Below are 12,768 nucleotides of genomic sequence, written 5' to 3' on the forward strand. Positions count from 1 at the left end.
AACCCGCTCCTACACTTGCGCTGGGCCCTCCCAGCCAATGCACATTCAAGGTGCACAACACCCCATCTTGGAGCACTTCAGTACACATCGCGCCGATAACGCCTGGCCTTGCTCAAGCCTTCGACATAAGCCGCAGCCGCCGCCGCATCCATCCGGCCATGCTCGGCGACGATCACCCGCAACGCCGCATCCACATCCCTGGCCATGCGCTGCGCATCGCCACACACATAGAAATACGCCCCCGCCTCCAGCCATTGCCACAGCAGCGCACCCTGCTCGAGCATGCGCTGCTGCACATAGATCTTCTCGACCTGGTCCCGCGAGAACGCCGTGTCCAGCCGCAGGTGCCCCGCCGCCTGCCAGGCCTGCAACTGCTCCTGGTAATAGAAATCGGTCGCTGCGTACTGCTCGCCGAAGAACAGCCAGTTGTCGCCTTTTGCCCCCCGTGCCTCTCGCTCCTCGAGGAACGCACGGAACGGTGCAATGCCAGTACCAGGGCCCACCATGATCACCGGCACGCTGTCGTCCTCGGGCAAGCGAAAGTGCTTCGACACCTGCGGGAAGATCGCCACCTTTTGCACCTGCGCACGGTCGGCAAGAAAGCTTGAGCACACGCCTTTACGTTCGCCATAACGCACCGTCGATACCGTCAGATGCACCTGGCCTGGGTGCGCCAGCGGGCTGGAACTGATCGAATAGAGCCGCGGCTGCAATGGCTTGAGCAGTTCCAGCCAGCTGGCCAGCGGCAACTGCTGGGGGAAGGCGCGCAGCACATCGACCAACTGCCGGCCCCACAGCCAATCTTGCAGCTCGGCCTTGCATTCAGGCTGCAGCAAGCGCTGCAGGTCAGGCGCATTGCTGGCAAATGCCTGCAGTTGTTGCGCAGTGACCTTGGCAATTTCCAGGTGTGTTTGCAGGGCTTCGGCCAATGGCATGGCGCAATGACCTTTAAGCTCGACCATCGCCTGGCCATCGAGCTGCATCAGTGTCAGCAGCTCTTCTACCAGGGCCGGGCAGTTGCGCGGCCATACGCCCAGGGCATCGCCGGCAGCATAACTGAAGCCGCTGCCGCCCAGGTCGAAGACCAGCTGGCGGGTTTCCTTGCTGGCGCCGGGGCCATTGAGCAGGCGGTTTTCCAGTACGGTGGCCATCCAGGGTTGCTGCTTGCTGAAGGCCGATACGGGTGCAGGTTCGCTCGCCGGTTGTGGCGCCGCAGTGCTGTCCAGTGCAGGCAATAACGCTTCGATCCAGCCGGCAAAGGCTTCGTCGAAGTCTGGCTCGCAGTCCACCCGTGGCAGCAGGCGCTGCCCTCCCAGCTCGGCCAGGCGCTGGTCGAGCTTGCGGCCAAAACCGCAGAACTGGTCGTAACTGGAGTCGCCCAAGGCCAGTACGGCATAGGGCAGCCCGGCGCAGTGGGCGCCCTCCTCGCCCTGCAAGGCCTGCCAGAATGCCGCGCCGCTGTCGGGCGCGTCGCCATCGCCAAAGGTGCTGGCGATCAACACCACACTGGCAACACCCTGCAGCTGGCTTGGGCTGACCGCCTCCAGGCAGCTGAGTTGCACGTTCAGACCGGCACCGCGCAGGCGCGCGGCACAGCGTTCCGCCAGCTGCTCACCATTGCCGGTCTGCGAGGCCCACAGCACCTGATGCCATGGCGCGGCCTGTGCCGCGATGGGCGCAGTTGCAGGCTGGGCGAACAGCCCGGCCAGCAAACCGTCGACAAACAAACGACGGCTGGCAGCCAGCGGCGCACTGGCCGGCAGGCGGGGTACGCCCTCGGCGCGGGCCTGGTCCAGGCCCAGCAGGAAACCTTGCAGGTAATGACGCTCTTCTTCGGCCAGCACCGGAACCGGCAGGGTGTGCAGGCCAAGCAGACGGGACAGGGTGGCGGTCGGCATGCGGACAGGCTCTACAGTGGCAGTGTTCAGATCAAGGGCGTCGATGCGCTCACCTGCGACCCGCTCCAGGGCTACGGCGCAGTGTTTGAAGGCAGGCTGCAGCGACAGCGGGTCGACCGCATCGCAGGTCGCGGCATTGATCGCCAATTGCTCGCCGATCAGGTCATTCCAGTGAAACGGCGCAAAGCAGTTGCCCGGCATGACCCGGTCACTGATGCGCACCGGCAACACGGCGTGCCCCCGGCGTGAGCGAACGGCTACCTGGTCCTTTTCAGCGACACCCAGCCGGGCGGCATCCTCAGGGTGAATCTCAAGGTAGGGGCCGGGCTCCAGCTTGTTCAGTGCCGGCACCTTGCCGGTCTTGGTCAACGTGTGCCACTGGTGCTGCACACGGCCAGTGTTAAGCACCATGGGGTAGTCATCGTCCGGCAATTCCGCTGCCGGTAACCACGGCCGCGCAAAGAAGCGCGCCTTGCCGCTAGCGGTGGGAAAGGCCAGTGCCGGCCGCCTACCCCGGGCATCGAGCAGTAGCGCCTGGCTGCTGCCGTCGTTGAGGTAGCGCAGCGGGCTGCGATGCTGTTCGCTGCCCGGTGCACAGGGCCACTGGCGCGGCTGTGTACGCAATTCGGCATAGCCGATACCGCGCAGGTCATAACCGGTAACAGGGTTGTGGAAGCGGCGTATTTCCTCATACACCGCTTCGGCATTGGGGTAGTCGAAGGCGTCGGCATAGCCCATGGCACACGCCACGCGGGCAATGATCTGCCAGTCCGGCAAGCTTTGCCCGGGGGGCTCGACAGCGCGTGGCATCAGGGTCAGGTTGCGCTCGCTGTTGATCATCACCCCCTCACCTTCGGCCCACAGCGCGGCCGGCAGCAGGATGTCGGCGTAGCGGTTGGTTTCGGTGTCGAGGAAGGCGTCCTGGGTAATGACCAGTTCGGCCTTGCGCAGGCCGTCGATCACTTGCTGGCGGTTGGCAACACTGGCTACCGGGTTGCTGCAGATGACCCAGCAGGCTTTCACTTCACCGGTTTTCATCTGCCCGAACAGCGCCACCGTACCCTCGCCACCCTCGCTGCGCAGGCTGCCGGGTGGCAGTTGCCACTGTCGTTCGACGAACGCGCGGTCGTCGTCCACCAACGCTGAGCGCTGGCCTGGCAAGCCGGGGCCCATGTAGCCCATGTCGCGGCCGCCCATGGCATTGGGCTGGCCGGTCAGCGAGAACGGGCCGCTACCGGGGCGGCAGATGGCACCCGTGGCCAAGTGCAGGTTACAGATGGCGTTGCTGTGCCAGGTGCCGTGAATGCTCTGGTTCAAGCCCATGGTCCAGCAGCTCATCCAGTTGTTGGCGCTGCCGATCCATTCGGCGGCCTTGATGATATCGGCCTCGGCCAGCCCGGTGATGGCGGCGACGCGCTCGGGGGGGTAGTCGTCGAGGAAGGCCGGCAGTTCGTCCCAGCCTTCGGTGTGGCGGGCGATGAAGTCGGGGTGGGTGCGGCCATTGCGATGCAGCAGGTGCAAAAGGCCGTTGAGCAAGGCCATGTCGCTGCCGGGGCGCACCTGCAGAAACAGGTCGGCCTTGTCAGCGGTGGCGCTGCGCCGTGGGTCGACGACGATCAGCTTCGCACCGGCCTTGACCCGATCAAGCAGGCGCAGGAACAGGATCGGGTGGCAGTCGGCCATGTTGGCGCCGATCACCAGAAATACGTCGGCGTGCTCGAAGTCCTGGTAACTGCCAGGTGGGCCATCGGCGCCAAGCGACAGCTTGTAGCCACTGCTGGCGCTGGCCATGCACAGGCGCGAGTTGGACTCGATGTGGCGCGTACGGATAAAGCCCTTGGCCAACTTGTTGGCCAGGTACTGGGCCTCCAGCGACATTTGCCCGGACACGTACAGCGCCACGGCATCCGGGCCGTGCTGGTCGATGATGCTGCGCAGACGCTCGGCGGTGGCAGCGATGGCCTGGTCCATGCTGGTGCGCACTGGCGGCTGGCTGCGTTGCTGGCGCACATAGGCGTCGGCCATGCGCCCGCTGGCACTCAGTGGCAGGTGTGCGGTGAGGCCTTTGGTGCATAGGCGGCCAAAGTTGCTCGGGTGCAGCTTGTCGCCGCTGATCTTGCCGACCTTGCCATCGGCAACGCTCATGACGATGCCGCAGCCCACGCCGCAGTAGGGGCAGACGCTGCGTACTTCGCTGTTGGCCATGGGCGGGCTCCTGAGGAAAACGCAAAAAGGCGCCGGCTGCCCCGGCATGCTGATGCAAGCGGGGCAACACGGCGCCTTTGTCGTGAGGTTTTGCGGGCTGTCGACGTTGATAGCCCTGATGAGGAGGCTTCAGCAAATAGTGGGCCAGGTGCACTGAACGGCTTTTGCGGGAGCGGCCTTGTGTCGCGAAAGGGCCGCAAGGCGGCCCCCGAATTTCAGCTTTTATCCCTGTATTGCCGGGGCTGCTTTGCAGCCCTCTCGCGACACAAGGCCGCTCCCACGAAGACAGTGCTGCGGCGTGGCTTGCGCACCATGCGGTGGCAACCTCACGCTCCCAGGCGCTATGCTGGGGCAATTTCCAGCATGAGCAACTACCCTCCCCCCATGTCCCAGGTGATCCTCAAGACCCCCGCCCAACTCGACCTGATGCGCCGCGCCGGCCAGCTACTGGCCCAGGTGTTCACCGAACTCGACAGCTTCATCCGCCCCGGTGTGACCACGATGCAGATCAACGACCGCGCCGAGGCGTTCATCGTCGATACGCTCAAGGCACGGCCAGCAAGCAAAGGCCAGTATGGCTTCCCTTACTCGCTCAATACGTCGGTGGACCACGTGGTATGCCACGGCATACCCAAGGCCGATGAGGTGCTCAAGGAAGGCTCGATCATCAACGTCGACATCACGCTGGAACAGGGCGGCTACATTGCCGATTCGTCGAAGATGTATTGCATCGGCAAGATCAGCGAAGAAGCCCGGCACCTGGTCGAAACCACCTATGACGCGTTATGGAAAGGCATCGAGCAGGTGCGCCCTGGGGCAACGCTGGGTGATATCGGCCATGCCGTGCAGGCCCATGCCGAGGCGGCGGGTTACAGCGTGGTGCGCGAGTATTGCGGCCACGGTATTGGCCAGCAGATGCATGAAGCGCCAGAGGTGCTGCACATTGGCCAGCGCGGCATGGGCATGAAGCTGAAACCGGGGATGGTGTTTACCATCGAGCCGATGATCAACCAGGGTGGCCGCGGCACGCGCGAGTTAAAGGATGGCTGGACGGTGATCACCCGGGATCACAGCTTGTCGGCGCAGTGGGAGCATACCGTGGCGGTGACTGAGGGTGGGTATGAGGTGCTGACATTGCGGGAGGAGGAACGGCGTGGCTGAAGCTGCGGCAAACGCGTGCAGGTAGGGGGACAAAATTCAGGCACAAAAAAAAGCGACCCTAGGGTCGCTTTCTTTGTTACTTCCGGGTGTTCAGTGGGCCCTGGAAGTGGAATATGGCGCAGCGGACGGGACTCGAACCCGCGACCCCCGGCGTGACAGGCCGGTATTCTAACCGACTGAACTACCGCTGCGCTATACATCGAGTGGTGGGTGATGACGGGATCGAACCGCCGACCCTCTGCTTGTAAGGCAGATGCTCTCCCGGCTGAGCTAATCACCCATGTCTCTCGGTGTGGCGCGCATTCTACGGGCGACTTGGCGCTCTGGCAAGCACTTATCGAAGTTTTTTCACACTTCGGTCAAACACCAAAAATCAGGCACAAAAAAAGCGACCCTAAGGTCGCTTTCTTTGTTACTTCCGGGTGTTCAGTGGGCCCTGGAAGTGGAATATGGCGCAGCGGACGGGACTCGAACCCGCGACCCCCGGCGTGACAGGCCGGTATTCTAACCGACTGAACTACCGCTGCGCTATACATCGAGTGGTGGGTGATGACGGGATCGAACCGCCGACCCTCTGCTTGTAAGGCAGATGCTCTCCCGGCTGAGCTAATCACCCTTCGTCTCGGTGTGGCGCGCATTCTACGGAGCGCCCCGCACCCTGGCAAGCACTTTTTAAACTTTTTGCAAAAAAAACCTCAGGCCTTTCAAAGACCTAGCGTTGTCGGGCGATTCTTTCGTGCATAAGCCACTGCTGGCCCTCTGACAGGGCTGGCCTCAATTCACCGCTCGGAGAATAATGCCCGCCTTATGCATTAAGGAGAGATTGCCCCTCATGTGGTTCAAGAACCTGCTGACCTACCGCCTGACCCAGGAAGTTCCGTTCGAGCCTGAAGCGCTGGAAGCCGCCCTGGCCAGCAAGCCGGCCCGCCCCTGCGCCAGCCAGGAGCTGACCACTTATGGTTTCGTCGCGCCGTTCGGCAAAGGCGAAGACGCTCCCCTGGTGCATGTCAGCGGCGAGTACCTGCTGATTGCCGCGCGCAAGGAAGAACGCATCCTGCCGAGCAGCGTGGTCAACGACGCGGTCAAGGAAAAGGTCGAAGAGATCGAGACCGAGCAAATGCGCAAGGTCTATAAAAAGGAACGCGACCAGATCAAGGACGAAATCATCCAGGCGTTCCTGCCGCGTGCGTTCATCCGCCGCTCGATGATCTTCGCTGCCATTGCCCCGCGCCTGGGCGTGATCCTGGTCAACTCGGCCAGCGCCAAGCGCGCCGAAGACCTGCTGTCGACCCTGCGTGAAGTGATGGGTTCGCTGCCCGTGCGCCCGGCCACGGTGAAGATTGCGCCGGTGGCCACCATGACCGACTGGGTCAAGTCGCAGCAAGCCGCCGAAGGCTTCTATGTGCTGGACGAGTGCGAACTGCGCGACACCGCCGAAGATGGCGGTATCGTGCGCTGCAAGCGCCAGGACCTGACTGGCGAAGAGATCCAGCTGCACCTGAGCACTGGCAAAGTGGTGACCCAGCTGGCCCTGGCCTGGCAAGACAAGCTGTCGTTCATTCTCGACGACAAGATGGTCATCAAGCGCCTGAAGTTCGAAGAGCTGCTGCAGGAGCAGGCCGAGCAGGACGGTGGCGATGAGGCTGCGCAACAGTTCGACGCCAGCTTCCAGCTGATGATGATGACCTTTGCCGAATTCCTGCCGGTGCTGTTCGAGGCGCTGGGTGGTGAAGAGATCCCGCAAGGGGTCTGACGGGTATGAGATGCGGTGCTGGCTTGAACCGTTTCCACCAGCACCAGCCTCTTCGCGGGTAAACCCGCGCCTACGACGGCCTGCGCCCAATCACCAATGTGTGTCCACCCCCGATCAGGTGTAGGAGCGGGTTTACCCGCGAATACGGTAGCGGCGGCAACGGTGAACGACGGGTGGAAATTGGCCAGCAGGCGTGGACTTGCCCGGAAGGCCGCAGATTGGCACCATGGCACCCACTGTGAGGACGACCTCACGACGCACCGCGTGACCACTCCGGGGACGGCCCCATCATTCAAACGATGGAGACACACTCATGTCCTGGATCATTCTGTTTTTCGCCGGCCTGTTCGAGGTTGGCTGGGCCGTCGGCCTCAAATACACCGACGGTTTCACTCGACCGCTACCCACTGTCCTTACCGTCGGCGCCATGGTCATCAGCCTGGGCCTGCTGGGCCTGGCCATGAAGGAGTTGCCGCTGGGCACCGCCTATGCCATCTGGACCGGCGTAGGCGCAGTCGGTACGGTCATCGCCGGGATCATACTGTTCGGCGAGTCCATGGCCCTGGTGCGGCTGGTCAGTGTGGCGCTGATCGTCTGCGGCCTCGTCGGCCTGAAAGTCAGCGCCAGCTAACCCCTATCGCAGATGGCCGCGCAGGCGGCTGACCTGTTCGCGCAACACCTCGGGCTGCGCCGCCTCCACCGGGACGGCGGCGCCTGCCACGATGGTCACCCGCGACCACAGGCGCTTGAAGAAGCCCTTGGCCGGGTCGCGGCTGAAGAAGCTACCCCACAACCCCTGCAAGGCCAGCGGAATCACCGGTACCGGCGTTTCTTCGAGGATGCGGCTGACCCCACCCTTGAAGACATCGATTTCGCCATCGCCCGTCAGCTTGCCTTCCGGGAAGATGCACACCAGTTCACCATCCGCCAGGTATTCGGCAATGCGCGCGAAGGCCCGCTCGTACGTCGCCTGGTCTTCGTTACGCCCGGCAATCGGGATGGCACCGGCAGTGCGAAAGACGAAGTTGAGCACCGGCAGGTTGTAGATCTTGTAGTACATGACAAAGCGGATCGGCCGGCGTATGGCCCCGCCCAGCAGCAACGCATCGACGAACGACACGTGGTTGCACACCAGCAACGCAGCACCTTCGTCGGGGATGCGCTCAAGGTCTCGGTGCTGCACGCGGTACATCGAATGGCTGAGCAGCCAGATCAGGAAGCGCATGGTGAACTCGGGCACGATCCTGAAGATATAGGTGTTGACCGCGATATTGAGCAGCGACACCACCAGGAAAAGCTGCGGGATGCTCAGCTTGGCCACGCCTAGCAGGATGATGGTGAGCACCGCCGACACCACCATGAACAAGGCATTGAGGATGTTGTTGGCCGCGATCACCCTGGCGCGCTCGTCCTCGGCCGTGCGGGCCTGGATCAACGCATACAGCGGCACGATGTAGAAGCCGCCGAACACACCCAGGCCAATGATCGACAGCAAGATCCACCAGGCCTGGCTCATGCCCAGCAGAGCCAGCCAGTCGTGCGGCGCTGCTGCAGCCGGTACATCACCAGAGTGCCACCACCACAGCAGGCCGAACAGGGTCAGGCCGAACGAGCCGAACGGCACCAGGCCGATTTCCACCTTGCGTCCACTGAGCCGCTCGCACAGCAGCGAGCCCAGGGCAATGCCCACCGAGAACAGGGTCAGCACCAGGGTCACTACCGTGCCATCACCGTGCAGCCAATCCTTGGCATAGGCCGGGATCTGCGTGAGGTAGATGGCGCCGACAAACCAGAACCACGAGTTGCCGACGATCGAGCGCGACACCGCCGGCGGCTGGCCCAGGCCCATGCGCAAGATCACCCACGACTGCTTGAAGATGTTCCAGTCCAGCGGCATTTGCGGCGAGGCGGCAGCCGCCCGAGGGATCCAGCGGCTGGCGAGGTAGCCGAGTACCGCCGTGCCGACCACGCCACCGGCTACCACCGTTGCGTAGCTGTCGGCCGACATCATCATCCCCGCGCCGATGGTGCCGGCGAGGATGGCGAGGAAGGTGCCGGTTTCCACCAGCCCGTTACCGCCCACCAGCTCTTCCTCGCGCAGGGCCTGCGGCAGGATCGAATACTTCACCGGGCCGAACAGCGCCGAGTGCGTCCCCATACCGAACAGCGCCACCAGCATCAGCGCCAGATGGTTGGTGACAAAGCCCAGCGCACCAATCGCCATGATCACGATTTCGGCCAGTTTGATTGCCCGGATCAGCGCATCCTTGGCGAACTTCTCGCCAAACTGCCCGCCCAGCGCCGAAAACAGAAAAAACGGCAGGATGAACAGCAAGGCACACAAGTTGACCCAGATCGATCGGTCACCATCGCCCAGGCTGAGCTTGAACAAAATCGCCAGGATCAGCGACTGCTTGAACAGGTTGTCGTTGAAGGCACCCAACGACTGAGTGATGAAGAACGGCAGGAAACGCCGCTTACCGAGCAAGGTGAATTGCGAAGAGTGACTCATCGTCCTTGGTCCTGAGGGCTTTTCAATTGGAGGCTCGCCAAGCGCGCCGGGCCACAAATCTGCATGGGAAATGCGCTGACTGGCAAGCACCGGCTCAGGCATGGCCAAGCGAGATTGCGTTCAAGGACCTGCCGGCAGTTGTAGAACTGGCGCTACGTCACTCGAAGCCAAACAACGCCCGCGCGGTATCCACCAACAGTGCCTGGCGCAACTGCGCTGAACAACCCAAGGCCTCGAACTGTTCGACAGCGGTGCCGAAGCTGACCTCCGACTCATGCTGGGTATGTGGCCAGTCACTGCCCCACATCAACCGCTCTGCGCCGTAATGGGCTTCCAGCGCGCACAGCGCCTGACGGGCGAATGCCAGGTTCTCCTCCGGCGAGCCCTGCAGCCTGTAGATGCCGGACACCTTCACCCACACCTTGCCCCGACCGCTCAGGGTCAGCAGTTCGGCAAACCCCGGCTGGCCCAGGCCAAGGCGGGCATCCGGCCGGCCGAAATGGTCAATCACGATGTCCAGCCCGTAAGGCTGCAATGCCCGCACCAGCACTGGGATGTCCGCCACCTGACGGTGCAGTTCCACGTGCCAACCCTGCTCGCCGATGCGCTCCAGCAGGGGCCGCCACTGCGCGCCGGTCAGGTCAGGCATGTCTTGCCCCATGAGGTTGAGGCGTACCCCCCTGACTCCCAACCGGGCCATTTCCGCCAAGGTCGCCCGCTCGACCTCCCGCTCCAGCATCACCACCCCTCGCAGTTGCCCTGGCACGGTCTGCAAGGCGCTGAGCAGGTAGCGGTTGTCGGTACCCAGGAAGCTGGGCTGGACCAGTACGCCATGGCTGAAACCATGGGCCCGCAGTTGGCCCAGGTAGTCGCCCAGCGGCGCATCGTAGCTGGGCGCATAACGCCGCTGGCGGGCCAGGTTCAGCCCACGGCTGAACACGTGGGCGTGGCTGTCGATGGCAGTCAGGTGCAAAGCGGGTGCGTCGGGCATGGTTCTCATACAAGCGTTCAGGTTACTTGGCGACGGCACCGGCCGTTTCCGGCGCAGGTGCAGATTCAAGGTTGCGGCCACGGGTTTCGGGCAGGCACAGGGCTGCGATCACCGCAACGCCATACGCGATGCCGGCATCGATGCCGATGGCACTGCCCAGCGACATCGACTCGCTCATGTGCCCGACCAGAAACGGGAACACGGCCGACAGCACGCGACCGAAGTTGTAGCAAAAGCCCACCCCGGCGCCGCGCACATCAGCCGGGTACAGCTCATTGAAGAACGCACCCAGGCTGGCCGGGATGCCGGCGGCAAAAAAACCCAGCGGGAAGCCGAGGAACAGCATCTGGGTATTGGTCAGCGGGAAAAACACGTAGGCCTGCACGGTCAGTACACAGCACAGGGCGAACAGCAGGATGTTCTTGCGCCTGCCAATACGGTCGATCAGCAGGCCGCTGACCACGCAGCCGCACCAGAAGGCCAGGATGATCACCGCCAGGTAACCGCCCGAGTTCAGCACCGAAAGGTTGCGCTCTGTCTTGAGGAAGGTCGGCAACCAGGTCATCACCGCGTGGTAGCCACCGTGGGCACCCAGGCCGAGCAAGCCGCCCAGCAGGGTCACACGCAGCAGTTCCGGGCGGAAGATGCCAGCCATCGACTGCAAGAAGCTGGAGGGGATGGCCTTTTCTTTCTGCAGGCGCTGGAAGCTGTCCGGCTCAGGCACGTTGCGGCGTACCCAAATGATCAGCAGCGATGGCAGCAGACCGACGAAGAACATCACCCGCCAGGCAAACTCCTGCGGCACCAGTGAGTAGATCAGCGTAAACAGTGCCACCGCCAGGCCCCACCCCACAGCCCAGGCACTCTGCACCGTGCCCATGACCTTGCCGCGATACCTGGGGTTGATGGTTTCGGCCATCAGCACAGCGCCGGCTGCCCATTCGCCACCGATGCCAAACCCTTGCATGGCCTTGACGAACAGCAACGGGTAGAAACCGGTGACAAACGCCGAAAGGAAGGTGAAGAACGAGAACCAGAGAATCATCCATTGCAGGGTACGCACGCGACCATAGCGGTCGGACAGTGTGCCACCCAGCCAGCCGCCGATTGCCGAGGTCACCAGGGTCAGGCCACTGATCAGGCCGGCATCGCCCTTGGTCAGGGAGAACGCGGCGATCAGCGCGGGGATGGCCAGGCCGAACATCTGCACTTCCAGCGCATCGAGCGACCAGCCGCCGAAACAGGCCCAGAATGTCTTGCGTTCCCGTGAGGTGATCTCGCGATACCAGCTGAACATGATTGTTATCCTTCTAGTCGCGTGGTGTGACGGGCAGGCGAAGCCACTGCGCCGTGGCAGCACGGCGCAGACAGGTAAAAGGGTGAAGCGACCGGTTTAGCGAATGTCGATGCGGTAGCGGAAGTGCTGCGCATGGCCGCGCGAGCGGCGCCATTCCAGAGGTTTGCCGGCGTAATCGCGGGCCAGGCGCTCGATCACGACCACCGGGCTGTCGGCCGGCAGTTGCAGCAAGCGGCCATGCACCGCGTCGACCGCTTCGGCAGTCAGGGTCTCTTCGGCGTAGGCGACCACCTGACCGCACAGCGCTTCGTAGATCGGGTACAGCAGTGGGCCCTTGCTGTTCAAATCCACGTCCAGCAGCGGCTGGAAGGTTTGGCGCGGCAGCCAGATTTCTTCGGCCAGCACCGGCTGGGCGCCGAGCAGACGTGTGCGAACGATGCGGATCACTTCTGCCTCCCCTCCCAGGCCCAATGCCTCGGCCACTGCCGAAGGCGCCGGCAGCGACTCGATGGAGAGAATGCGGCTTTCCGGCACTATGCGCTCGCCATTGGCGGCCTCGAAACGGAAGAAGCGGAACAGCGACGACTGGAACTGTGGGCGACGAATGAAGGTGCCGCGGCCCTGCTGGCGCTCCAGCACGCCTTCGGCCACCAGGACATCGACGGCCTTGCGCACGGTACCGATCGACAGGTCGAACTCGGTGGCCAAGGCTGCCTCGGTCGGGATCGCTTCCCCCGGGCGCCAGCGGTTGTTGGCAATTTGCGCGACCATGTGGTCGCGCAGTTGTTGGTAGCGGGGCAGTCGAGCATCACCGGTCAATGGGTGCATGGGTCTCGCTCTCGTCTTGTTATATAAACATATATATGAATTTTTCGAGAGTATTCCCTGAGCCTGACGGGCTGTCAATCCTCCGCCTGTCGCCCTTTGGTAGGCGAAACAGCCTTGTGTCGG

The 12,768-nt window shown here is 63.2% G+C and carries 8 protein-coding genes and 4 tRNA genes; 3 read left to right on the plus strand and 9 right to left on the minus strand.

Features of this window, described 5'->3' with window-relative positions; genetic code table 11:
* Positions 1 to 77 precede the first annotated feature (77 nt).
* A complete protein-coding gene (locus ACZ889_RS25735; protein ID WP_180689395.1) occupies positions 78 to 4,103 on the minus strand; it encodes a bifunctional nitrate reductase/sulfite reductase flavoprotein subunit alpha in 4,026 nt (1,341 codons plus the stop codon).
* Positions 4,104 to 4,466: 363 nt separating this feature from the next.
* Between ACZ889_RS25735 and map the strand changes: the two genes are divergently transcribed.
* The gene (gene map / locus ACZ889_RS25740; protein ID WP_476257947.1) at positions 4,467 to 5,264 is read left to right on the plus strand and encodes a type I methionyl aminopeptidase; all 798 of its coding nucleotides are present in this window, start codon (positions 4,467 to 4,469) and stop codon (positions 5,262 to 5,264) included.
* Positions 5,265 to 5,378: 114 nt separating this feature from the next.
* Here map and ACZ889_RS25745 read toward each other — a convergent pair.
* From ACZ889_RS25745 to ACZ889_RS25760, 4 genes are all read right to left on the minus strand, one after another.
* Positions 5,379 to 5,455: transfer RNA gene (locus tag ACZ889_RS25745), tRNA-Asp, on the minus strand.
* 13 nt (positions 5,456 to 5,468) lie between these two features.
* Positions 5,469 to 5,544, minus strand: a tRNA-Val gene (locus ACZ889_RS25750).
* Positions 5,545 to 5,714: 170 nt separating this feature from the next.
* Positions 5,715 to 5,791: transfer RNA gene (locus ACZ889_RS25755), tRNA-Asp, on the minus strand.
* Positions 5,792 to 5,804: 13 nt separating this feature from the next.
* Positions 5,805 to 5,880 (minus strand) — tRNA-Val (locus tag ACZ889_RS25760).
* A 216-nt stretch (positions 5,881 to 6,096) separates the two neighbouring features.
* Between ACZ889_RS25760 and rdgC the strand changes: the two genes are divergently transcribed.
* Complete coding sequence (gene rdgC, locus ACZ889_RS25765) at positions 6,097 to 7,017, plus strand: recombination-associated protein RdgC (protein ID WP_003252510.1); 921 nt, start codon at positions 6,097 to 6,099, stop codon at positions 7,015 to 7,017.
* A gap of 313 nt (positions 7,018 to 7,330) precedes the next feature.
* A complete protein-coding gene (sugE, locus tag ACZ889_RS25770; RefSeq protein ID WP_010952753.1) occupies positions 7,331 to 7,648 on the plus strand; it encodes a quaternary ammonium compound efflux SMR transporter SugE in 318 nt (105 codons plus the stop codon).
* 3 nt (positions 7,649 to 7,651) lie between these two features.
* On the opposite strand, the gene ACZ889_RS25775 is transcribed toward sugE, so the two are convergent.
* From ACZ889_RS25775 to ACZ889_RS25790, 4 genes are all read right to left on the minus strand, one after another.
* The gene (locus tag ACZ889_RS25775; protein ID WP_476257948.1) at positions 7,652 to 9,529 is read right to left on the minus strand and encodes an MFS transporter; all 1,878 of its coding nucleotides are present in this window, start codon (positions 9,527 to 9,529) and stop codon (positions 7,652 to 7,654) included.
* Positions 9,530 to 9,686: 157 nt separating this feature from the next.
* Entirely contained in the window at positions 9,687 to 10,520 is an 834-nt protein-coding gene (locus tag ACZ889_RS25780; protein WP_476257949.1) for an amidohydrolase family protein, read from the minus strand.
* A gap of 22 nt (positions 10,521 to 10,542) precedes the next feature.
* A complete protein-coding gene (locus ACZ889_RS25785; protein WP_014754228.1) occupies positions 10,543 to 11,817 on the minus strand; it encodes an MFS transporter in 1,275 nt (424 codons plus the stop codon).
* Between the two features lie 96 nt (positions 11,818 to 11,913).
* On the minus strand, positions 11,914 to 12,645 hold the full coding sequence (locus ACZ889_RS25790; RefSeq protein WP_180689392.1) for a GntR family transcriptional regulator: 732 nt from the start codon (positions 12,643 to 12,645) through the stop codon (positions 11,914 to 11,916).
* Positions 12,646 to 12,768 lie beyond the last annotated feature (123 nt).

This window comes from Pseudomonas sp. TE3895 (assembly GCF_056278855.1).

What these genes read in the sequence shown, in the direction of transcription:
- sugE (WP_010952753.1), top strand. Translation starts at nt 7,331, where the DNA reads ATGTCCTGGATCATTCTGTTTTTCGCCGGCCTGTTCGAGGTTGGCTGG.
- map (WP_476257947.1), top strand. Translation starts at nt 4,467, where the DNA reads ATGAGCAACTACCCTCCCCCCATGTCCCAGGTGATCCTCAAGACCCCC.
- ACZ889_RS25785 (WP_014754228.1), bottom strand. Translation starts at nt 11,817, where the DNA reads ATGTTCAGCTGGTATCGCGAGATCACCTCACGGGAACGCAAGACATTC.
- ACZ889_RS25775 (WP_476257948.1), bottom strand. Translation starts at nt 9,529, where the DNA reads ATGAGTCACTCTTCGCAATTCACCTTGCTCGGTAAGCGGCGTTTCCTG.
- ACZ889_RS25790 (WP_180689392.1), bottom strand. Translation starts at nt 12,645, where the DNA reads ATGCACCCATTGACCGGTGATGCTCGACTGCCCCGCTACCAACAACTG.
- ACZ889_RS25735 (WP_180689395.1), bottom strand. Translation starts at nt 4,103, where the DNA reads ATGGCCAACAGCGAAGTACGCAGCGTCTGCCCCTACTGCGGCGTGGGC.
- rdgC (WP_003252510.1), top strand. Translation starts at nt 6,097, where the DNA reads ATGTGGTTCAAGAACCTGCTGACCTACCGCCTGACCCAGGAAGTTCCG.
- ACZ889_RS25780 (WP_476257949.1), bottom strand. Translation starts at nt 10,520, where the DNA reads ATGCCCGACGCACCCGCTTTGCACCTGACTGCCATCGACAGCCACGCC.